The sequence below is a fragment of the Cryobacterium sp. Sr8 genome (assembly GCF_004403225.1).
GTDB lineage: Bacteria > Actinomycetota > Actinomycetes > Actinomycetales > Microbacteriaceae > Cryobacterium > Cryobacterium psychrotolerans.
Genome location: NZ_SOHO01000049.1, coordinates 55313 through 77433, shown reverse-complemented (window position 1 = coordinate 77433; position 22121 = coordinate 55313). Strand labels below are relative to the sequence as shown.

Below are 22121 nucleotides of genomic sequence, written 5' to 3'. Positions count from 1 at the left end.
GGCTCGGGGGATGCGTGCAACAGTGATTTACGGCGAGAGAGACGTCCGCCTGGAAGAAGTAGCCGACCCGATCCTCTCCACCGGGGGTGACGCCATCGTGCGCGTCGTCGCCGCGTGCGTCTGCGGCTCGGACCTCTGGCCCTACCGGGGAGTGCAGCCCACGACCGAGCCGCACCGGATCGGCCACGAATTCGTCGGCGTGGTCGAGGAAATCGGCCCGGATGTCAAGACGGTCGCCGTGGGCGACTTCGTCATCGCGCCGTTCTACGACTGCGACAACACCTGCATCAACTGCCGGAACGGCGTGAGCACCTCCTGCCTGAACGGCGGCTGGTGGGGATCCGACGACCAGCTCGGCGGCTTCGCCGACGGCGCGCAGGGCGAGAAGGTGCGCGTGCCGCACGCCGACGGCTCGCTCGTGGCCACCCCGTCGATGCCGGACGACGCCCAGATTCCCGGCCTGCTCGCCCTTTCCGACGTCATGGGCACCGGCCACCACGCGGCCGTCTCGGCCGGCGTGACCATGGGCAGCACGGTCGTCGTCGTCGGCGACGGCGCGGTCGGCCTGTGCGCCATCATCGCGGCCAAGCGCCTCGGCGCATCCCGGATCGTCGCCATGTCCCGCCACGCGGACCGGCAGGCGGTCGCCCGCGAGTTCGGGGCGACCGACATCGTCGAGGAGCGTGGCGAGGCCGGCGTCGCCCGCATCCGCGAGCTCTTCGACGGCATCGGCGCGGACTGCGTGCTCGAATGCGTCGGCACGAAGGAGTCGATGGACCAGGCGATCGAGTCGGCCAGGCCCGGCGGCATGGTCGGCTACGTCGGCGTTCCCACCGGCGGCCCCATCGCCGTGCGCCCGCTGTTCGGCCGCAACGTCGGCCTCAACGGCGGCGTCGCGCCCGTGCGCGGCTACGTCGAGGAGCTGCTGCCCGAGGTGCTCTCCGGCGCCATCGACCCGGGCCGGGTCTTCGACCTCGAACTGCCGCTGGCGGAGGTCGCGGAAGCCTACGCCGCCATGGACGAACGCCGCGCGATCAAGGTTCTGCTCCGCCCCTAGCGGCCCGAAAGCCAGGTGCCGCTCGTGCGGCACCTGGCCGGGTCGATGCTTGACAGACCCACCCCCAGCCACTTCACTTGCAATGACATAGCGCTTTCTCATTGTGGAAGTTACGCCAGGGGGAACAAGCAATGACGCTTGAACAGTTCAACCTCCTCGACCGCGAGCAGGCTCGGGATGCCGTGCGCCCGTGCGTGCAGATCGCCCGGTGGGTCGATGGCGTCGTCGACGCCCGCCCGTACTCCGACGTGGAGGAGCTCCTCACGGTGGCGCGGCACATCGCAGCGCCCTGGACGATCGCCGAAATCGACGGAGCCCTCGCCCGCCACCCCCGGATCGGGGAGCGGGCGCGCGGCGCGCACGCCGAAGCCTCGCTCTCCCGTTCGGAACAGGCCGGAATCGATCCAGGGGACACCGCCGTCGCGGAGGCGCTTGCCGCGGGCAACCGCGCCTATGAGGAACGATTCGGGCGAGTCTTTCTGATCCGGGCTGCGCGGCGCACGCCGGAGGAGATCCTTGCTGCGCTGCGGAGCCGGCTGACGCACTCACCCGAGGAGGAGATCCCCGTCGTCGCGGATCAGCTGCGCGAGATCGCCGTGCTCCGTCTGGAAGGAATCCTGACGTCGTGAGCCAGCTCCGTAGTCATGTCAGTACTCATATTCTGGATGCCGCCACCGGTCGTCCGGCCGGAGGCGTCGCCGTCTCCCTGCTGGACGTGGACGGCACCGAGATCGCTGCCGGCCGAACCGCCGCCGATGGCCGCGTGAGTGACCTCGGTCCGGAGCTGCTCGAGCGCGGAACCTACCGGCTGCGCTTCGCCACCGGCGAATACTTCGCCGGAACCAGCCGAGACACGTTCTACCCCGTGGTGTCGATCGATTTCGAGGTCACCGACCCCGCGCAGCACTACCACGTACCTCTGCTGCTCAGCCCATTCGCATACTCGACCTACAGGGGAAGCTGACCATGGCACACGGCAGCATCGTTCTCGGCGCCAACCAGTATGGGAAGGCCGAGGTGCGCCTCGTCAAGGTGACCAGGGACACGGCGCGCCACGAGATCGAAGACCTGAGCATCACCTCCCAGCTGCGCGGCGACTTCGAGGCGGCCCACGTCGAGGGCGACAACGCGCACGTCATTGCCACGGACACCCAGAAGAACACGGCCTTCGCCTTCGCCAGGGACGGCGTCGGCGCCCCCGAGGATCTCCTCCTTCGCCTCGCCCGGCATTTCGTTGACGACTTCGAGTGGGTCACCGGCGGCCGCTGGGCGGCCGAAAAGTACTCCTGGGCCCACATCGACATGGGCAACGAAGACGGCGAAAGCACCCATGACCACGCCTTCGTCCGTGGCGGCACCGAAATCCGCACCGCCACCGTCACGATCGACGGAGGCGGCGCACCCACGGTCATCGCCGGCCTGAAGGACCTCTCGGTGCTCAAATCCACCGGGTCGCAGTTCACCGGCTTCCCCCGCGACGTGTACACGACCCTGCAGGACGCCACCGATCGCATCCTCGCCACCTCGGTCACCGCCCGCTGGCGCTACAACACCGCAGGGCTCGATTACGACGCGGTCTACGCGGACGTGCGACGCGTGCTGCTCAGGGCCTTCGCCGACAAGCATTCCCACGCCCTGCAGCAGACCCTGTTCCAGATGGGCAAGGCCGTTCTCGAGGCTCACCCCGAGATCGACGAGATCAAGTTCTCGATGCCCAACCGCCACCATTACCTGGTCGACCTCTCGCCGTTCGACCTCGACAACCCCGGCGAGGTCTTCTTCGCCGCCGACCGCCCGTACGGCCTGATCGAGGCCGTCGTGCAGCGCGATGACGCAACCGATGCCGCAGCCGCCTGGGAGGGCATGGCCGGCTTCTGTTAGTCCCGGAATTCACGGTTCAAAAGAATTAAGGAGCCCAGTCCCATGGATGCATCGCACCAGGAGGCACTGCTGCTGAGGCAGGCCGTGCAACTCGCCACCGACAACGTCCGGAGCAGCGGCGGGCCTTTCGGGGCCCTCGTCGTCGCGCCGGACGGCCGCGTGTTCGAGGGAGTGAACCGGGTCACCGCGAACCTGGACCCCACGGCCCATGCCGAGGTGACCGCAATCAGGGCGGCCTGCCAGGGTCTCGGCACGTTCGACCTCACCGGGGCGACGTTGTACGCGAGCTGCGAACCGTGCCCGATGTGTCTCTCCTCGGCCCTGTGGGCGCGCATCGGCACGGTGTTCTTCGCGGCCGACCGTGACGATGCGGCCGGAGCGGGGTTCGATGACGCGGTCTTCTACGACTACTTCGAGAACCCCGGCGGCGAGGACAGCATCATGCCGATCAAGCGGATCGGCCTCGGCGATGACGCCACGGAACCCTTCAGCGTCTGGCTGAGCACCCCCGACCGGATCGCATATTAGGTCCGGGATGTCAGTGTGCCCGTCGTCACGATGGCTTACATTGTCATCCTGGGGGAAGGTACGAAAAGGAGCGGGGACCATGGATGATCCAAGCGTGAACTATGAATCCAGTGTGACCTATGAATCCAGCGTGACTGTGAACGGGCAACGACGCTCGTTGGCCGGTGTGCGTGCACACGCGACGGCCCTCGAGTGGCTGCGGGAGAACGGCCTGTCCGGCAGCAAGGAAGGCTGCGCCGAGGGTGAGTGCGGCGCGTGCGCAGTGCTCGTCGGCCAGGCCGACGGTTCGGGCGGCACCGCCTGGGCGGCGGTCAACGCGTGCCTGATCCCGGTCGCGGCGCTCGACGGCCAGGAGCTGGTGACAGCAGAGGGACTGGGCACGCCGGCAGCGCTTCACCCGGTCCAGGCCGGACTCGCCGCAGCAGGCGGCTCCCAGTGCGGATACTGCACTCCGGGTTTCGCCTGCAGCATGGCGGCCGAATTCTACCGGCGGGACCGGCAGCCGGGAGGCGACCTCAGCGACGATGCCCCGTGCGGAGAACGCGGCCCGAACGGGTTCGATCTTCATGCGCTGGCCGGCAATCTCTGCCGGTGCACCGGGTACCGCCCGATCCGCGACGCCGCCTACGCCCTCGGCGCCCCGCAGGCCGGCGACGAGCTCGCCGCCCGGCGGGACCTCCCGCCCCCGCGGCCGGCGGCAACGGTGCTGGAGGCTCCCGACGGGAAATTCGTGCGCCCGCGGACGCTGGCCGAGGCGGTCGGCCTGCTGGCCGAGAATCCGACCGCGGTGCTGATCGCCGGGTCGACGGACTGGGGCGTGGAAGTCAATCTGCGCGGCCGCCGCAGCCCGCTCGTGCTCGCCATCGATGCGATCGGGGAGCTTCGCACCCTGGAATTCGGGGACCGGTTCATCGAGATCGGCGCGGCCGTGCCGCTGTCTGAGGTCGAGAGCGCCCTGGCCGGCCGGGTGCCTCTGCTTGGCGACATGATCCCCCAGTTCGCGTCCCGGCTCATCCGCAATCGTGCGACCTTCGGCGGCAACCTGGGCACCGGCTCTCCCATCGGCGACAGCCCGCCGGCCCTCCTGGCCCTGGACGCGGTGGTCGTCCTGGCCTCGACGGTGGGCGAGCGCGAGGTCGAGCTCAGCGACTACTTCACCGGCTATCGCAGGTCCGTGCGCCGCCCGGACGAGATTCTCCGGGCGATCCGGATACCGCTGCCGCTGGCGGGGACCACCGCGTTCCACAAAATAGCGAAGCGCCGGTTCGACGACATCTCGAGTGTGGCCGTGGCCTTCGCCATCGACGTCGACGACGGCCTGGTGACACGGGCCCGCATCGGCCTGGGCGGCGTGGCGGCAACCCCGCTGCGCGCGCGGGCAACCGAGCAGGCCCTGGAAGGCCAACCGTGGGCGGCCCCGGCCGTGCGCAGGGCCGCGGCCGCGCTCGGCGACGAGGGGACCCCCCTGGACGACCACCGGGCAAGCGCCGCCTACCGCAAGGCCATGCTCGTCCAGGCGATGCTCAAGTTCTACACCGAAGCCACCGGGGAGGCCCTGTCATGAGTGCCCTCTCGGATCGCCCGGTCGACCCGGCGGTCGGCCTGCCCGTGCCGCACGAAAGCGCGATCCTGCACGCGACCGGGCGGGCGATCTTCACCGACGACCTGGCATCCCGCACGGCCGGGGTGCTGACCGCCTGGCCGGTTCAGTCCACCCATGCCCATGCCCGCGTGAGCGTGTTGCGCACCGACGGCGCCCTCGGCGTTCCCGGCGTCGTCCGGGTGCTCACCGCCGACGACGTGCCCGGCATCAACGATTCCGGGATCAAGCACGACGAGCCGTTGTTCCCCACGGAAGTCATGTTCTACGGTCAGGCGCTGTGCTGGGTCCTGGCCGAATCCACTGAGGCCGCCCGGCTCGGCGCCGACGCCGTGCAGGTCGAGTATGAGGTGCTGACCTCGGTGGTGACCCTGTCGGAGGCCATCACGGCCGAGTCGTTCCAGGGCGAGACCCGCACCGTGCGACGCGGAGACGCCGACGCGGCACTGGCCGAGGCCGCCCGGGTGTTCGAGGGCGAGAGTGAGGTCGGAGGGCAGGAACACTTCTACCTCGAGACCCAGGCCGCGCTGGCGCAGGTCGAAGACGACGGACGGGTGTTCGTGCAGTGCAGCACCCAGCACCCCTCCGAGACGCAGGCAATCGTGGCCCACGTGCTCGGGCTCAGCAGCAACGCGGTGACGGTGCAGTGCCTGCGGATGGGCGGAGCGTTCGGCGGCAAGGAGATGCAGCCGCACGGATTCGCCGCGGTGGCCGCGCTCGGCGCCCTGCTGACCGGCCGGCCGGTGCGGCTGCGGCTCACCCGAACCCAGGACCTGACCCTGACGGGCAAGCGACACCCGTTCCACGCCTCCTGGCGGGTCGGCTTCTCCGAGGACGGGCTGCTGCTGGGGCTGAAAGCCACGCTGACCGCAGACGGCGGCTGGAGCCTCGACCTGTCCGAACCCGTCTTGAGCCGTGCGCTCTGCCACATCGACAATGCCTACTGGATCCCCGCGATCGAAGCCCGCGGCCGGATCGTGAAGACGAACAAGACCTCGCAGACGGCGTTCCGGGGCTTTGGCGGACCGCAGGGCATGTTCATGATCGAAGACATCCTCGGTCGGTGCGCCCCGCTGCTCGGCATCGACCCGGCCGAGCTTCGACGGAAGAACTTCTACGCCCCGGGCCAGTTGACGCCGTACGGACAGCCGGTGCGCCACGCCGAACGGCTGGGCGCGATCTGGACCCAGCTGGTCCACAGCAGCGCCCTCGCGCGGAGGACGGAGGAGGCCCGGGCATTCAACGCGGCCAGTCCGCACCTGAAACGCGCGCTGGCGCTGACGCCGGTCAAGTTCGGGATCTCCTTCAACTTCACCGCGTTCAACCAGGCCGGCGCCCTGGTGCACGTCTACAAGGACGGATCCGTGCTCATCAATCACGGTGGCACCGAGATGGGCCAGGGCCTGCACACGAAGATGCTGCAGGTTGCGTCAACCGCCCTCGGCGTTCCCCTGTCGGCGGTGCGGCTGGCGCCCACTCGCACGGACAAGGTACCCAACACCTCGGCGACGGCGGCCAGTTCCAGCTCCGACCTCAACGGTGGCGCCATCAAGAACGCCTGCGATCAGATTCTTGCGCGGATGGCTGACGTCGCGGGCCGGATGCTCGGCGCGCACTCCCAGGACGTGCGGTTTACCCGCGGCAGGGTGAGCGCCCTGGGTCTGGGCGCCGGCCAGGACATCGGCTTCGCCGAGGTGGCGGGGGAGGCGTACCTGCAGCGCGTGCAGCTGTGGGCGGCCGGCTTCTACCGAACGGAGGGGCTCTACTGGGACCAGAAGGCGATGCAGGGGGAGCCGTTCAAGTACTTCGCCTACGGAGCCGCCGCGACCGAGGTCGAGGTGGACGGGTTCACGGGGGCGTACCGGGTGCGCCGGGTCGACATCGTGCACGACGTGGGCGACTCCCTGTCCCCGATCATCGACATCGGCCAGGTGGAGGGTGGCTTCGTGCAGGGCGCCGGCTGGCTCACCCTGGAGGATCTTCGCTGGGATGCCGGCGACGGCCCGGGTCGAGGACGCCTGCTCACCCAGTCGGCCAGCACCTACAAGCTGCCGAGCCTGTCGGAGATGCCGGACGAATTCAACGTCACGCTGTTCGAGCGGGCCACCGAAGACGGTGCGATCTATGGCTCCAAGGCCGTGGGCGAGCCGCCGGTGATGCTCGCCCTCAGCGTCCGCGAGGCGCTGCGCCAGGCCGTTGCCGGCTTCGGGCCGGCCGGGCACAGCGTGGAGCTGGCTTCCCCGGCGACACCCGAGGCCGTGTTCTGGGCCCTGACGGCGGCGCGCGCGGCCGTCGAGGCTGAGGCGCCGACGCAGGGCACGAGCGGCGCCGAACGCGCTCCCGCCCTGACGGACACCTGACATGGCGTGGATCGACGCGGTGGAACATCTGCGTGCGAACCGGCTGGCCGGGGTCATCGTCACGGTCGCGGCGGTGCGCGGGCACGCACCGAGGAACGGCGGCGCGAAGATGGTCGTCTCCGCGCACGAGGCCTGGGGGACAATCGGCGGCGGCAACCTCGAGGAAACCGCGATCGAGCGGGCCAGGACCCTGATTGCCGCGGATGCCGCCGAGCCGGAGTTGATGACCGTCCAGCTGAGCGACAAGGCCCCGGCCGTGCACGGCGTGCAGTGTTGTGGGGGAGAGGTGGTGCTGCTGGTGGAACCGATCAGGGTTGTGCCCGCCGTCGTCATCTTCGGTCTGGGGCATGTGGGCCTCGAGCTGGCTCGGATTCTCAGCCGCCATGACCTGGACCTGCACCTGGTCGACTCCCGCGCCGACCAGCTCGCCGAGGATCGACTCGCCGTCCTGGGCGGGAGTACTGCCCGCCTTCGCGTGCATCACGCACCGGTTCCGGAGGTGGTTTTCGAGCTGCTTCCGGCCGGCACGCATGTCCTGATCATGACCCACGACCATGCGGAGGATGTGGCGCTCTGCGACGTCGCGCTCCGGTTCCCCGAGCTGGCGTCCATCGGCCTGATCGGTTCGAGCGCCAAATGGCGGCGTTTCCAGCAGCGCCTGGCCGACGAGGGCCACACGCCGGAAGATCTGGCCCGCATCCACACTCCGATCGGCCTGCCGGGGATCACCTCGAAGGATCCCGCGGCCATCGCCGTCAGCGTGGCGGCCGAGCTGCTCCAGCGCTTCGAAACCGTGCCGGCCGGCTCAGGTCCCGCGGCGCAGTAGCCTGCCGGTCGGCGTCCGGCCGTCGACTTCCCGGCCGCAGAGGAACGTCCTGCGCACGACGCCGGTCAGCGTCCGGCCGTCGTAGGGAGTGATCGGATTCTTGTGGTTGAGCTTCCGGGCGTCGACGACGAATGTGTCCTCGGCGCCGAAGATGGCCATGTCCGCGTCGGATCCGACGGAGAGCCGTCCCTTCCGGGTGAGCCGGGCGAGGTTCGCCGGGGTGGTGGACATCCAGCCGAGCACCCGTTCGAGGCTGATCCCTCTGGTCCGGGCCTCTGTCCAGACCAGGGAGAGGCCCAGCTGCAGGGAGGACACCCCGCCCCAGGCGACCGCGAAGTCACCGTTCGCCGGGTCTTTCAGGTCAAGCGTGCTCGGGGAGTGGTCGGACACGATGCAATCGATGACGCCCTCCGTCAGGCCCTGCCAGAGCAGGTCGCGATTGGAGGCTTCGCGGATCGGCGGGCAGCACTTGAACGCCGTCGCGCCGTCGGGGATTTCCTCGGCCGTCAGGGTCAGGTAGTGCGGGCAGGTCTCCACCGTCAGCTTCACCCCGTCGCGCCTGGCGCCGGCGATCATCGGCAGCGCGTCCGAGGAGCTCAGGTGCAGGATGTGCGCGCGCGCACCGGTCCGGCGCGCGCGTTCGATGACGTCGGCGATGGCGAGGTTCTCGGCCGCCCGCGGTCGGGAGGCGAGGAAGGTGTCGTAGTGGTCGCCCGCGGCGGCCGGCGCCCGGTCGATCGTGCGGGCATCCTCGGCGTGAACGATCAGCACGGAGTTCAATCCGCTGATCAGGGCCATGTCCGCCTCCATCTCGGCCGGCTCGAGAGGGGGGAACTCGTCCACCCCCGACGGCAGCAGGAAGCACTTGAAGCCGAACACGCCGGCGTCGTGCAGCCCGCGCAGCTCCGCCGTGTTGCCGGGGACGGCGCCGCCCCAGAAACCGACGTCGACGAAGCACTGGCCCTGCGCCACGCTGCGCTTGAGTTCCAGCGCCCGGGCGGTCGTCGTCGGCGGGATGCTGTTCAGCGGCATGTCGATGATCGTGGTGACACCGCCGGCCGCGGCGGCCCGGGTGGCCGACGCGAAGCCTTCCCACTCCGTGCGTCCGGGCTCATTGACGTGCACGTGGGTGTCGACCAGGCCGGGGATCAGGGTTTCGTCGGCCGTCAGCTCAATCGTGCTGACCCCGTCCAAACCGCTGCCCAGCGGCTCGATCCGGGCGATCACTCCGGCGCGGATGCCGACCTCGGCGGACACGATGCCGGCGGGGGTCAGGATCCTTGAGGCGCGGATGACCAGGTCGAACCCGCGGGCCGCGGGGCCCGTCGGCGCGGTGTCTTCAGGCCTGGCGCTCATCGTCAGGTCAGGCGGATCTGCCGGTTGACGTCTTTGTACAGGAGGTAGCGGAACTGCCCGGGGCCGCCGGCGTAGCAGGCCTGGGGGCAGAACGCGCGCAGCCACATGAAGTCGCCTGCCTCCACCTCGACCCAGTCGTCATTGAGCCGGTAGACGGCCTTGCCCTCGAGCACGAAGATGCCGTGCTCCATCACATGGGTTTCGGCGAACGGGATGACGGCGCCGGGCTCGAACGTGACGATATTGACGTGCATGTCGTGGGCCAGGTCGTTCGGGTCGACGAAGCGGGTGGTCGACCACCGGTTGTCCGTGTCCGGCATGGCCGAGGGCGTCACGGCGGCATCGCTGGTGACGAATGACGTGGCCGTGTAGCCCTCGAGCGGCTCGTAGGCCTTGCGCACCCACTGGAAGGTCGCGGGTTCGTCGCCGTCGTTTCTCACCGACCACCGCGCCCCGGCCGCCGTGTAGACATAGGCGCCCGGTTCCAGCGTGTGTTCGGTGCCGTCGAGCGTCAGCGTGAGCGTGCCCCTGGTGAGGAAGAGAACGGATTCGACGCCGGCCTCTGGCTCCGGCTTCGCGCTGCAGCCGCCGGGCGCCACCTCGACGATGTACTGGGCGAAGGTGGTGGCGAAGCCGGCGATCGGCCTGGCCAGGATCCACGCCCGGGTGTTCTCCCAGCCGGGGAGGTTGCTGGTGACGATGTCCCGCAGCACGCCCCTCGGGATAACCGTGTACGCCGCCTTGACCACCGCGCGGTCGGTGAGGAGCGCGGTCTGGGCGGGCAGGCCGCCCTCTGGGGAATAATAGTTGCTCATGCGTCTGCTCCCGGAGTTCCGGCAAGGCTACCGGCATCCAATCGCGGATGGGCAAGCAGGGTGAGCCTGGCCAGGCCCAGGCCGGTCACGGCCAGGGCCTCCTCGGCGCCGACTGCGCCGCACTGCACACCGCGAAGCACGAACCCCGCCAGGGAGCGTGCCGTCGCCGGCTCGTCCAGGATGCCGCTTCCGGCCCCGACCGGGGCGGCCCTGTCCCGGGCGGTCAGGTCCGCATACGCGCGCAGCCGGAGCGCAGCGGCGGGCAGTCCCTGCCGGTAGAAGCCGAAGGTGGCGGCGAATCGGCTCGGCAGCTGCGCCGCGTGCAGGTCCCAGCCCTGGTAGTAGCCACGCTCCAGCGACCGTCGAACCAGCCGGCCGTGCAAGCGCCAGGCGTCATCGACGCCGTCGCCCACCGGAATGACGTTGGTGGAACCATCCGAGAGCCGGATGCCGGTGCCGGCAACCGCCAGCTGCATGACCTCCTTGGCGAAGTCCGCGACCGGATGCTCCATCGACTGGTATTCGGCCGAGATCTGCAGCGAGGCGCTGTAGTCGTAGGTTCCGTAGTGCAGCCCGCTGATCCGCCCGGGCACAGCGTGCGCCAGTCGGGCCACCGGCGAGGTTCCGTCCGGGCCGAGGATCAGCTGCGGTGTCTCAACCTGCACCTCGAAGCGCAACCGGCCGGCGGGCAGCGAGTGCACGTCCTCCAGCCGGCCAACGGCGTAGCCCATCGCCTGCACCTGGTCCACCGTCGTGACCTTGGGCAGCGTCAGCACCAGGCCGTCGGGGAGCTCGCCCGCCGTGACCAGGCCCGAGATGAACAGGTCCAGGGTGCGCAGCCCTCGGGCACGCGTGGACGTCTCCAGGCCCTTGAAGCGGATCCCGATGAAGGGCGGAGCGGTGCCCTCGGCCACCGACCGGGCCACCAGCCGCGCTGCGTTCGCCGCGTCCTCGTCTTCCGCCTCGTCGCCGCGGTTTCCGTAGCCATCCTCGAAGTCCAGCCGCAGGTCCTCGATCGGTTCGCTCGAAAGCTTCGTCTCGACGCGAGTCGAGATCGCTTCGGCGAGGTCATCGGCGAACCCCAGAAGCGACCCCAGCCGGGCCAGGCCGCCGCGGGCGGCCGCGGCGTGCAGGGCCTGCCCTCCCCACTCGGCGGCCAGGCCCGGCGCGAACAGGTCCGCCGGGACGTAGACGGTGTGCACCGGCTGGCGGCTGCCGTCGTCACCGGGGTAGTTCGTGTCCAGCAGGGTGTCGGTGGCGGCCAGCTGGGTGTCAATCTGCCGCAGATCAGCGGCGGAGAGGGAGGTGGCTGCGCCCACGGGTCAGTCGATCAGCTCGTAGGCGGGCGTGGTGAGGAAATCCGTGTACTCCGGAGAGAGGCAGATCTCCCCAATCAGCTCGCCGGCCGGCCGGTAGAACGCGTTGAAGGCCTCCTCGCCCACTTCCGAGCGAAGTCTCTCCGTCTCCTCGCCGAGAATCCGGGTGACGAGTTCGCGGGTCACCGTGCGCCCCGTGTCACTGAGCGTGACACCGTTGCGGATCTGTTGCCAGACCTGGGACCGGGAGATCTCTGCCGTCGCGGCATCCTCCATCAGGTTGTGGATGGCGACGGCCCCGTTTCCGGAGATCCAGGCGGCGGTGTACGCCACGGCCACGTAAAGGTTCAGCCTCAGCCCGGCCTCGGTCACCTGGCCGGCCGCGGAGGCAATGTCGAGCAGCTGATCCGCCGTCACGGTAACCTCGGGGCGCGCCTTGTCGAGCTGGTTGGGGCGCTCGCCGAGAACGTCGTCGAACACCTCCTGGCAGACGGGCACGAGGTCGGGGTGAGCCACCCAGGAGCCGTCGAAGCCGTCGAGCGCCTCGCGAACCTTGTCCGCCCTGACCTTGCGGAAGGCCTCCTCCGTGACCGCGGGTTCGCGCCGGTTCGGGATGACCGCAGCCATGCCGCCCATGGCGAAGGCGCCGCGCCGGTGACAGGTCTTGACCAGCAGCTCGGTGTACGCGCGCATGAATGGCGCCGTCATGGAGATCGAGGATCGGTCCGGCAGGATGAACGCCGGGCCCGCATCGCGGAAGTATTTCACGATGCTGAACAGGTAGTCCCAGCGTCCGGCATTGAGGCCCGAGGCGTGGTCGCGAAGCTCGAAGAGGATCTCGTCCATTTCGAAGGCCGCCGGGATGGTCTCGATCAGGACCGTGGCACGGATGCTGCCCTGCGGCACGCCCAGGTAGTCCTGGGCGAAAACGAAGATGTCGTTCCAGAGCCTGGCCTCGAGATGGCTCTCCATCTTGGGCAGGTAGTAGTACGGTCCACGGCCAGCCGCCAGCAGCAGTTTCGCTGTGTGGAAGAAGTGCAGGCCGAAGTCCACGAGCGCTGCCACCGCGGGCTCGCCGTCGATCAGCACGTGGCGTTCGACCATGTGCCACCCGCGCGGCCGGGTGATGACCACGGCGGGAGAGGCGTCGGTGCGCAGCAGGTATTCCTTGCCTTCCGGCGAGGTGCAGGCGAGGGTTCCGGCGGCTGCGTCGCGCAGGTTCAGGATGCCGTCGACCACGTTGGGCCAGGTCGGGCAGCTGGCATCCTCGAGGTCCGCCAGCCACACACGGGCCCCTGAGTTGAGCGCGTTGATGGCCATTTTGGCCGGCGAGGCCGGGCCGGTGATTTCGACCCGGCGGTCGCGCAGGGCCGCGGGAGCCGCGGCGACCTGCCAATCGCCGGCGCGCACCGAGGCGGTCTCCGGCAGGAAGTCCAGCCTGCCCGTGGCGGCCACGGTGTCGCGCCTGGCCTTCCGTTCGCCGAGAAGTTCACTCCGTCGGGGAGCGAAGCGGCGGTTCAGGTCTTCGATGAAGGCCAGCGCCTCCTGGGTGAGAATTTCCTCGGCGCGGGCGACCGGGCGCGCGTCAGTGAGTGTCAGCGGCATCATCGTTCCGCTAGGTTCTTTCATATTACGGATATTATTGTCTATCCTGCGGAAACACAACCGTTCCCAGGTCTCCCCGCCGGCCCCCACAATCCTGAGGTATCTTAGGATTTGAGACAAAAATTTCGCCATGCGGTAAATTTCTGTCAGACACTCACGGGAGGCCAGGGAATGGCGGTAAAGACTATCGGCGGCGTTCAGTCTGTGGAGCGTGTCTTCGAACTCCTGGAGCTCATCACGGATGCCGGGCGCGAGGTGACCCTGTCTGAACTGGCCGGGTCGACCGATCTGCCGCTCCCCACTATTCACCGCCTCCTGCGCACCCTGGTGGCGCTCGGATACGCCCGGCAGCTGCCCAACCGGCGCTATGCGCTGGGTCCGCGCCTGATTCGCCTGGGCGACGGGGCGAGCAAGCAGCTCGGCGCCCTGGCCCGGCCGCAACTGGCCTCCCTGGTCTCCGAGCTGGGCGAAACGTCCAACATGGCGATGCTCGACGGGGACATGGTCGTGTACATCGCCCAGGTTCCCTCGGCGCACTCGATGCGGATGTTCACCGAGGTGGGGCGTCGGGTGCACACCCACGACTCGGGGGTCGGCAAGGCGATCCTGGCCCAGCTTGACGACGACCGGGTGCGGGGCATCGTCGCCCGGGCCGGCATGCCGACGCCCACGGAGATGAGCATCGGCACCGTTGACGAGCTGCTGGCCGACCTGGCCCGCACCCGTGAGCGGGGCTACGCCATTGACGACAACGAGCAGGAAATCGGCGTGCGATGCTTTGCCGTTGCGGTCCCCGGCGCCCCGACGCCCACGGCCATCTCGGTCTCCGGCCCGGTGTCCCGCGTCGGCGACGCGTTCGCTGCCCGGGCCATTCCCCTGCTGCTCGCCGCCGCGCGGGTGATTGGCGACGACGTCCGCCCGGAAGCCCACGGCGTCTCGCCCAGACCCGCCGGTTGAGGGCAGACCCGCCGGTTGAGGTCGGGCCGGCCGGTTGAGGTCGGGCCGGCCGGGGAATCAACCGTGCCGCCCGCGTGTTAAAGCCAGCGACGCGCACCACGCGTCCGAACGCACGACGCGCATGACGCGTCCGGGGAGAGGCAATGACACGGAAGATCGAAGAAGTAGAAGACGCCGCCGGCACGGTCACGAAGTACCGTAGGCACGCCAACGGCGGCGGGCTGGTGGCGCCGGGGGCGAACGTCGAGGACAGCACGTTCATCGCGTCCACGACGTATGTGGAGGCCGAGGCTCGCGTCGCCCGCGGAGGATGGATCGGCCAGGGAAGCTGGATCGACCAGGGTGCGCGGATCGGCAGCCTGGCCTTCATCGGCGACGACGTGCACGTGGGCCGTGGGGCCGTCATCGGCAACGACGTGCGCATCGGCAGCCACTCTCGGATCGGGGCTGACGCCCGCATCGGCCACGGGGCCCGGCTGAACCGCGACACGAAGGTGCCGGATGGCGCCGTGCGCCTGGCCCGCCGTTCCCAGGCGCGCCTGGCCGCCTAGCGAAACTCGACACGCTCCCCGGCATTCAGTTGCGGAGAAAGTACCTTCCCCAGCGAAGTGAAGGTCCGTTGTCCGCAACTGAACGTGGAACGGCCCGGTCAGTCGTTGACGAGGAGCAGGTCGGCGAGGGGCTTGCGCGTGCGCGGCGCGGATTCGCGCTCGAGCAGCTCCTTCGAGAGGGTGCCGACATCGGCGAGCACGCCGATGGCCGTGATCGACACGATCGCCTGGTTGTCGGCCAGCCCGAAGGCCAGCGCGAGCGCGGCGGCGTCATAGCCGCCCATCTGGTGGGTGTGCAGGCCCTCGTGCTGCGCCTGGATCGTCAGGTGGGCGACGGCCTGGCCGAGGTCGTACCGGGCCCACGGGTTTTGGCGGGTGTCGTCGATGTCCAGCTCGGCGACGTTCACGATCAAGACGGAGGCGGCATCCGCCCAGGCCCGGTTGAAGCCCATCAGGGCGGCGTGGATGGTGCCGAAGCTCGCCGAGCCGCGACGGGCGACGATGTAGCGCGAGGGCTGGATGTTGCTGGCCGACGGCGCCCAGCGGGCGGCCTCGAGCACCGTGGTCAGGGTGGTCTCGTCGATGACCGCGGCGGAATCGTAGCCGCGCGGGCTCCAGCGCTCGGCGAGAACCGGGAGGATGGGCGAGGCCGTGTCGGCGGCGCGGCTGATGGAATCGGTGATCAGGGTCATGGGGTGCTGTCCTTCGGTTGGAACACGGGGGCGGGGCAACACTGACCCACCTGTCTAAACGCGATCGTCGTCGCCATATTCCATGCACCCGCATATAGCCACCTCGCCGAACTGTGAGTTTGGACCCTTCGTTGGCCTCGCGAAGGGTCCAAACTCACAGTTCGGCGAAAGGGAGGCGCCCTCGCGGGCGACCTACTTCTCGGAAAGACTCTCGCGCACCTGGCGGCGCAGCACCTTGCCGATCAGGGAACGCGGCAGGTCCTCGACCTGGACGACGTTCCTCGGAACCTTGTACGCGGACAGGCGGGTGCGGCAGTGGTCCCGCAGGGCGTCCACGTCGAGGCTCGCGCCCGGCTTGAGCACGACCGCGGCCACGACGTCCTCGCCGCCTGCCTTGCTCGGCAGCCCGACGACGGCGGCATCCTGAACGGCGGGATGGGAGAGCAGGGCCGCTTCGACCTCCGAGGGGGCCACATTGAACCCGCCGGTGATGATGAGTTCCTTGATCCGGTCGACGACCGTGACGAAGCCGTCGGGGGTGACGCTGACGATGTCACCCGTGCGCAGCCAGCCGCCCGGAAGAAGCGCTTCGGCGGTCTCCTCCGGCCGGTTCCAGTATCCGGAGAACACCTGCGGTCCCCGGATGAGCAGTTCGCCCTCCTCGTCGAATCCGCGATCCACGGTAGGGTCGTCCGGGTCGACAACGCGGATCTCGGTGCTCGGGAACGGCACGCCCACCGTGCCGGGGCGCCGACTCGGCCCGATCGGGTTGCCGAGCGCGACCGGTGAGGTCTCGGTCATCCCGTAGCCCTCCACCAGCCAGCCGCCGGTGTCGTCCTCCCATCGTTGCACGGTCGCCACGGGCAGGCTCATCGCCCCGGAGATGGAGAAACGGATGCCGCGCAGGCTCATCTTGCGCTTCGCGGCAGCCGTGACCAGTCGGTCGTAGATGGGGGGAACGGCCGGCATGAACGTCGGCGGGGTGCGCCGGGCGGCATCCAGCACCAGGCCCTCGTCGAACTTCGGGAACAGCACGAGCCGGGAGCCCGTGCCCATGGCGAAGGTCAGGCAGAGCGTCAGCCCGTAGGCGTGGAACATCGGCAGGACCGCGTAGACGACCTCCTCGCCCGGGCGGAGCCCCTGCACCCACGCCTCGCCCTGGAGGGCGTTAGTGCGGAGGTTGAAGTGGGTGAGGATGGCGCCCTTCGGGGCGCCTGTCGTGCCGCTGGTGTACTGGAGCGCGGCGATGTCGCCGACGCTGGGCCGAGGGTGCGAGGGGCGCAGCCGGCGGGAGCCGACGAGGGAATCCCAGTCGAGGGCATCCGACGGGAGGCGACCGATGGTCAGGGCCGATCGGGAGGCGCGCGCCTTCGGGATCGGCAGGGCCAGGAGCAGCCGCTTGCCCAGGGGCATGGCCTGGGTGAGGTCGACGGCGATGACCTTCGACACCCCCATGTCCTTCGGGAAGTCGCGCACGGTGGCGTAGACCTTGTCCCAGACGATCGCGACCTGTGCGCCGTGGTCCTCGAACTGGTGGCGGAGCTCCCGCTCGGTGTAGAGCGGGTTGTGTTCGACGACGATCGCGCCCAGGCGCAGGACCGCGTAGAACGCGACCACGTGCTGCGGGCAGTTCGGCAGCACGAGCGCCACCCGGTCGCCCGGTTTCACGCCCAGGCGGCGCAGCCCGTTCGCCACCCGGGCTACCTGGTCGCCGAGGCGCCGGTAGCTCGTGGTCGCGCCGAAGAAGTCGAGGGCGACTCGGTCGCCGAACCGGGCGACCGAGCCGTCGATCATGTCGACGAGGGTCTGCGTCGATGACTCGACCGCGGTCGGCACGCCGGGCGCGTAGGCGCCGAGCCACGGCCTGGCGGCGAAGATGCTCATCGGACCGCGAGTTCCCGCTCCAGCGCGGCGACGAAGGCGTCGATGTCTTCTTCGTGCGTGTCGAAGCCGCACATCCAGCGCACCTCGCCGGTCGCCGCATCCCAGTCATAGAAGCGGAAGGACTCGCGCAGCCGGTCGCCGATGCCGGGCGGGATCACCGCGAAGATGGAGTTAGCCTGGCTGAGCTGGCTGAACCTGACGCCGGTGATCGAACCCGTCGCGATCCCGTGTTCGAGCGCCAGTCGCATCCGGGCGGCCATGGCGTTGGCGTGTCCGGCGTTGCGCAGCCACAGGTCGCCGCCGAGCAGGGCGATGAACTGGGCCGAGATGAAGCGCATCTTCGAGGACAGCTGCATGTTCAGCTTTCGCAGGTAGATCAGGCCCTCGGAGGCGTCCGGGTTCAGCACGACCACGCATTCGCCGTACATCAGGCCGTTCTTCGTGCCGCCGAAGCTGAGCACGTCGACGCCGGCATCGCGGGTGAAGGCGCGGAACGGCACGCCGAGCGAGGCTGCGGCGTTGGAGATCCTGGCGCCGTCCATATGCAGCTTCATGCCGTTCGCGTGCGCGTAGTCGGCGATCGCCCGCACCTCGTCGACCGTGTAGACCGTGCCGAGCTCGGTGGACTGCGTGATCGAGACCACCAGCGGCTGGGCGCGGTGCTCGTCACCCCAGCCCCAGGCTTCCTGGGCGATGAGCTCGGGGGTGAGCTTGCCGTCGGGGGTCTGGATCGGGAGCAGTTTGATGCCGGCGACCTTCTCGGGCGCTCCGCCCTCATCCGAGTGGATGTGCGCGGTGGCCGTGCAGATGACGGCGCCCCAGCGAGGCAGCATCGACTGCAGCCCGATCACGTTCGCGCCCGTGCCGTTGAACACGGGGAACGCCTCGACGCCCTCGCCGAAGTGCTCGGCGAAGACCTCCTGCAGCCGTGCCGTGTAGACATCCTCGCCGTAGGCGATCTGGTGGGCGCCGTTGGCGGCCACGATGGCTTCGAGGATCTCGGGGTGCACGCCCGAATAGTTGTCTGAGGCGAAGCCGCGGGAGTTCAGGTCATGGATTTGGGTCACCCCTCCATCTTGGCCCATTCTGCTGAGCCCGCGAAGTGGTCACGCCGCGTCCCGCCGACCTTGGCGGTTGCGGTCGAGATTGACCGGTGCGCCCGGCAAACTCGAGCGCAACCGTCAATCTGGGCGCGTGTGGAGCGGGATCCGGGTGTTGTTGACGGATGCCGCCGGCGCGTCCCACAGGCCGACCACCGACGCGGCGAGCTCGGCTTCGAGGCCCTCGAGGGCGCGCACGACGAAGATGACCGCCGCGGCATCCGGGGCCGCCTTCGCGAAGCCCTGCCCGACCGCGCGGGTCCAGGTTTCGGCCGCGGCCTTGGCCGTCGCGTAGTTCGCGCCGCCCGGTGTCGGCTTGTCGACCGAGACCGAGGACACGATCGCCAGGCGGCCCGCCGGGGAGGCAAGCAGGTCGTCGTTGAAGGCGCGGGTCGTGTTGCGCAGGGTGGTGACGACGCGGCCGTGCAGGAAATCCCAGTCCTCGTCGGTCTGGCCGGCCAGTCCGCCCCCGCCGCGCCAGCCGCCCACCAGGTGGATGAGGCCGTCGATGCGGCCGTGCGCCTCGTGCACGGTGTGGGCCAGGGCGCGCACCTCGGCGAAGGAGGCGAGGTCGTAGACGAAGGTGGCGGCATCCGGAACCTGGCTTTTCAGCGCCTGCAGGTGATCCACGTTCGAGCCGACGGCAAGCACCGTGGCCCCCGCCGCCGACAGCGCCGCGCAGACGGCGACGCCGGCCGCGCTGGTCGCACCGGCAATGAGCACGGTGCGACCAGCGACGGCAGGCGCCGTCGCCCCGGTGGGGACATCAGCCACGCGCGGTGATCCCGACGGTCGACTCGATGACGGACTTCATCTTCTTGTCCAGCGCCTCGAAGAACATGGACAGCGGGAATTCGTCGTCCAGCACCAGGTCGGTGTAGCCCTTCGGCGGACCGGCGAGCACCTCGAGCGGCAGCCCGCGAGCCCAGGTCGAAGCCGGGTTCGGGGTCAACGTGGCGCTGATCATGTCGTACGCCGCCAGCCAGTGCGCCTTCTTCGGGCGGTCGATCGACGCCCAGTACAGGTCGTCGATCTGCGCGCCGAGCGCGATCACCACGTCCGGGACGGCGTCCCAGTCGAAGGCGAGCCGGGTGTCGGTCCAGTGCAGCACGTGGTGCTGGTGCATCCACGCGAACAGCAGCTGGCCGCCGAGGCCGTCGTAGTTGCGGGTTCGGCTGCCGGTGATCGAGAACCGGAAGATCCGGTCGAAGATCACGCCGTACTGAACGAGTTTGGCGTGCCTGCGGGCCTCCGGGCTGGCCGATTCGTCGCGTTCGATCCTGACCGACTCGCGGAAGGCGGTCAGGTCGCAGCGCAGTTCCTCCAGCGAATACAGGAAGAACGGCATCCGCTGCTTGATCATGAAGGGGTCGAACGGCAGGTCGCCGCGCATGTGCGTGCGGTCGTGGATGAGGTCCCACATGACGAAGGTCTCCTCGGCCAGCTGCTGATCGTCGAGCAGCGCGGCCGCGTCGTCGGGCAGTTCTAGACGGGTGATCTCGGATGCCGCGCGCACGACCCGGCGGTACCTGGCGGCCTCGCGGTCGGCGAAGATCGCCCCCCAGGTGAACGTCGGGATCTCGCGCATGGCGACCGTCTCGGGGAACAGCACCGCGGAGTTCGTGTCGTAGCCGGGAGTGAAGTCGAGGAAGCGGATCGGCACGAACAAACCGTTGGTGTATTCCTGCTCCAGCTCGGCAATGAAAGCCGGCCAGATGACCGCGATCAGAACGGCCTCGACCAGGCGGTTCGAGCTGCCGTTCTGCGTGTACATCGGGAAGACCACGAGGTGGCGGAGGCCGTCGACCCGGTGCTGCTGCGGCTGGAAGGCCATCAGCGCGTCGTAGAAGTCGGGCTCGCCGAAGCCTTCGCTCGCCCAGCGGTCGAAGTCGGCCACCGCGGCGTCGAGATAGGCGGCGTCGTGCGGGAACAGCGGGGCGAGTTCCCGGATGGCGGCGGTGATCACGGCGACGCGGGCCGCGGCATCCGGGTGCGCCGACGGCTCGGGGATCGAACCGTTCTGCGCCTGGACGCCCTGCAGGGCGGTCGCGGCGGCCTTGAGGCGCAGCCAGGCGGGGTGGGTCGCGACGTCCTCGAGAACCTCGGGCTCACCGACCAGTGCTTCTGCAACATAATTCGACATGGGAACCTCCCGTCCTCTGAGTTCGCCGCGGTCGCGGCAGTGGGCGGCGCGTTGGGTGCGCCGTATCCTCAGAATATCCGGCCGCGAGCGGCGTTTCTTACGACTTCTTGCAAGAAATCGCCGGGTTAGAGTGCGGGAATGACGGATTCTACGGACGAAGGCACCGATGCGAGCACGGATCCGGCAACGGCCGCCGCGGTGCGCGCCGCGCTCGCCGCGCTCGCCGACCCCGACCGCGCCGCCCAGGTCGCCCGCTTCTTCCAGACGGGGCCGGGCCAGTACGGCGAGGGCGACGTCTTCGCCGGCCTGCGGCTGCCCGACATTCGGCTGGTCGTGAAGCGGTTCGCCGGGCTGGGGCTGCGGGAGGTCGAGACGCTCCTCACCAGCGAGGTGCACGAGCACCGGCTCGCGGCCCTGCTGCTCCTGGTCGGCCGGTTCCGGCGCGCGAGCCGCGCCCGAACGCGCGACGAGGTCGCACGCACGAGGCTCGCCGAGTTCTACCTGGCTGCCGTGCGGCGCGGCCTCGTCAACAACTGGGACCTCGTGGATGCGTCCGCGCCGACACTGCTCGGCGAGTACCTCGTCGACCGGCCGCGCGACGTCTTGTTCGACCTCGCCGCCGGCGACAGCCTCTGGGAGCGGCGGGTCGCCATGCTCGCCAGTAGCGCCTTCATCGCGCACGGCGACGCGACCACGACGCTCGAGCTCGCGGAGCGGCTGCTCGGCGACCAGGAAAGCCTGATCCACAAGGCCGTCGGCTGGATGTTGCGCGAGGTCGGCAAGCTCGACCGCCCCCTTCTGCTTGCCTTCCTCGACGAGCATGCCGGCCGGATGCCGCGCACCGCGCTCAGCTACGCCACCGAATACCTCGAGCCGGAGGTTCGCGCCCGCTACCGGGCGTACCCCCGCCGGCCTGCGTGAGGGGTCGCAAATCGACCTTGAATCGGCCAACGAAGGTCGATTTGCGACCCCTCACGGGGTGAGCCGGCGGCCTAGACGAAGAGCAGCACGAAGCCGAGGACGGCCGCCGCGATCCCCACGCCCAGCAGCACGAGGCCGGTCAGGCGCAGGGCCTTGCCGTCGTGGTCCGGAGCGTGCGTGCGGCAGCGCCAGGGCGAACGGGCGCGGAACCAGACCGGCACGTCATCGCCCGGCTCGAGTATGGCGGTCTCCTGCGTCGTCGCCGGCGACTCGTGCACCTCGCCGGTGCGGTCGAACCACCGGATGACCGGGCCGGGCCCGGCGCCGGCGATGACGCCTTCCGTGCGCACCCAGCGCCCGCGCAGGTCGCGAACGGCCAGCCCGGCGAGGTAGAGCCCGCCGCCGCCGAGCAGCCCGACCAGCGTCAGGATTTCGCTGAGGAGGCCCGCGATGTCATGTGCGTCCATGCCCGGCCTCCTCTGCTGCGGCGCCCGCCGATCGCGGAGTCCATGGGCCGATAATACTGGCC

General features: G+C 69.5%; 21 protein-coding genes. 11 read left to right on the top strand and 10 right to left on the bottom strand.

The features are described from left to right. Positions 1-10: 10 nt before the first annotated feature. From E3T54_RS10655 to xdhC, 8 genes are all read left to right on the top strand, one after another. Positions 11-1057: a zinc-dependent alcohol dehydrogenase family protein gene (locus tag E3T54_RS10655; protein ID WP_134475646.1), complete on the top strand. Its 1047-nt coding sequence runs from the start codon at positions 11-13 to the stop codon at positions 1055-1057. A gap of 131 nt (positions 1058-1188) precedes the next feature. Beyond that, positions 1189-1686: a 2-oxo-4-hydroxy-4-carboxy-5-ureidoimidazoline decarboxylase gene (gene uraD / locus E3T54_RS10650; RefSeq protein ID WP_134475645.1), complete on the top strand. Its 498-nt coding sequence runs from the start codon at positions 1189-1191 to the stop codon at positions 1684-1686. Further along, the gene (uraH, locus tag E3T54_RS10645) at positions 1683-2021 is read left to right on the top strand and encodes a hydroxyisourate hydrolase (RefSeq protein WP_134475644.1); all 339 of its coding nucleotides are present in this window, start codon (positions 1683-1685) and stop codon (positions 2019-2021) included. Before uraD ends, uraH begins: the two co-directional genes overlap by 4 nt. A gap of 2 nt (positions 2022-2023) precedes the next feature. After that, complete coding sequence (gene pucL, locus E3T54_RS10640; protein WP_092324051.1) at positions 2024-2938, top strand: factor-independent urate hydroxylase; 915 nt, start codon at positions 2024-2026, stop codon at positions 2936-2938. A gap of 42 nt (positions 2939-2980) precedes the next feature. Beyond that, a complete protein-coding gene (locus E3T54_RS10635; protein ID WP_134475643.1) occupies positions 2981-3466 on the top strand; it encodes a nucleoside deaminase in 486 nt (161 codons plus the stop codon). Between the two features lie 79 nt (positions 3467-3545). Next, on the top strand, positions 3546-5030 hold the full coding sequence (locus E3T54_RS10630; RefSeq protein WP_134475642.1) for a xanthine dehydrogenase small subunit: 1485 nt from the start codon (positions 3546-3548) through the stop codon (positions 5028-5030). Next, complete coding sequence (gene xdhB / locus E3T54_RS10625; RefSeq protein WP_134475641.1) at positions 5027-7426, top strand: xanthine dehydrogenase molybdopterin binding subunit; 2400 nt, start codon at positions 5027-5029, stop codon at positions 7424-7426. Before E3T54_RS10630 ends, xdhB begins: the two co-directional genes overlap by 4 nt. A gap of 1 nt (position 7427) precedes the next feature. Beyond that, complete coding sequence (gene xdhC / locus E3T54_RS10620) at positions 7428-8252, top strand: xanthine dehydrogenase accessory protein XdhC (protein WP_134475640.1); 825 nt, start codon at positions 7428-7430, stop codon at positions 8250-8252. Here xdhC and allB read toward each other — a convergent pair. From allB to aceB, 4 genes are read right to left on the bottom strand one after another with little or no spacing between them, the layout of a single operon-like run. Next, positions 8232-9608 carry an allantoinase AllB gene (allB, locus tag E3T54_RS10615; RefSeq protein ID WP_134475639.1) on the bottom strand — a complete coding sequence of 459 codons (1377 nt, stop codon included), beginning with the start codon at positions 9606-9608 and terminating at the stop codon, positions 8232-8234. The genes xdhC and allB overlap by 21 nt on opposite strands. 2 nt (positions 9609-9610) lie before the next feature. Beyond that, complete coding sequence (locus E3T54_RS10610; protein ID WP_134475638.1) at positions 9611-10423, bottom strand: bifunctional allantoicase/(S)-ureidoglycine aminohydrolase; 813 nt, start codon at positions 10421-10423, stop codon at positions 9611-9613. Next, on the bottom strand, positions 10420-11742 hold the full coding sequence (locus E3T54_RS10605) for an aldolase (protein WP_134475637.1): 1323 nt from the start codon (positions 11740-11742) through the stop codon (positions 10420-10422). The genes E3T54_RS10610 and E3T54_RS10605 overlap by 4 nt, the downstream gene beginning before the upstream one ends. A gap of 3 nt (positions 11743-11745) precedes the next feature. After that, complete coding sequence (gene aceB, locus E3T54_RS10600) at positions 11746-13344, bottom strand: malate synthase A (protein ID WP_134475676.1); 1599 nt, start codon at positions 13342-13344, stop codon at positions 11746-11748. 171 nt (positions 13345-13515) lie between these two features. Here aceB and E3T54_RS10595 point away from each other — a divergent pair, with 171 nt between their 5' ends. Together E3T54_RS10595 and E3T54_RS10590 are read left to right on the top strand one after the other, a co-directional pair. Next, a complete protein-coding gene (locus E3T54_RS10595) occupies positions 13516-14301 on the top strand; it encodes an IclR family transcriptional regulator (protein WP_134475636.1) in 786 nt (261 codons plus the stop codon). Positions 14302-14444: 143 nt separating this feature from the next. Further along, complete coding sequence (locus tag E3T54_RS10590) at positions 14445-14852, top strand: hypothetical protein (RefSeq protein ID WP_092324036.1); 408 nt, start codon at positions 14445-14447, stop codon at positions 14850-14852. Between the two features lie 98 nt (positions 14853-14950). Here E3T54_RS10590 and E3T54_RS10585 read toward each other — a convergent pair whose 3' ends face one another. The 5 genes from E3T54_RS10585 to E3T54_RS10565 all read right to left on the bottom strand — a co-directional run bounded on the left by E3T54_RS10585 (position 14951) and on the right by E3T54_RS10565 (position 20671). Continuing rightward, on the bottom strand, positions 14951-15544 hold the full coding sequence (locus E3T54_RS10585; RefSeq protein WP_134475635.1) for a nitroreductase family protein: 594 nt from the start codon (positions 15542-15544) through the stop codon (positions 14951-14953). Between the two features lie 192 nt (positions 15545-15736). Continuing rightward, positions 15737-17428 carry a long-chain-fatty-acid--CoA ligase gene (locus E3T54_RS10580; RefSeq protein WP_134475634.1) on the bottom strand — a complete coding sequence of 564 codons (1692 nt, stop codon included), beginning with the start codon at positions 17426-17428 and terminating at the stop codon, positions 15737-15739. Further along, complete coding sequence (locus tag E3T54_RS10575) at positions 17425-18495, bottom strand: low specificity L-threonine aldolase (RefSeq protein ID WP_241977173.1); 1071 nt, start codon at positions 18493-18495, stop codon at positions 17425-17427. The genes E3T54_RS10580 and E3T54_RS10575 overlap by 4 nt, the downstream gene beginning before the upstream one ends. 114 nt (positions 18496-18609) lie before the next feature. Further along, entirely contained in the window at positions 18610-19302 is a 693-nt protein-coding gene (locus E3T54_RS10570; protein WP_241977172.1) for an SDR family NAD(P)-dependent oxidoreductase, read from the bottom strand. Further along, positions 19295-20671 carry a DUF6421 family protein gene (locus E3T54_RS10565; protein ID WP_134475633.1) on the bottom strand — a complete coding sequence of 459 codons (1377 nt, stop codon included), beginning with the start codon at positions 20669-20671 and terminating at the stop codon, positions 19295-19297. Before E3T54_RS10565 ends, E3T54_RS10570 begins: the two co-directional genes overlap by 8 nt. 138 nt (positions 20672-20809) lie before the next feature. On the opposite strand from E3T54_RS10565, the gene E3T54_RS10560 reads away from it, so the two are divergent. Then, positions 20810-21592, top strand: coding sequence for a DNA alkylation repair protein (locus E3T54_RS10560; RefSeq protein ID WP_134475632.1), 783 nt, complete (start codon positions 20810-20812; stop codon positions 21590-21592). 71 nt (positions 21593-21663) lie between these two features. Here E3T54_RS10560 and E3T54_RS10555 read toward each other — a convergent pair whose 3' ends face one another. Continuing rightward, a complete protein-coding gene (locus E3T54_RS10555) occupies positions 21664-22059 on the bottom strand; it encodes a DUF3592 domain-containing protein (RefSeq protein ID WP_134475631.1) in 396 nt (131 codons plus the stop codon). Between the last annotated feature and the right edge of the window lie 62 nt (positions 22060-22121).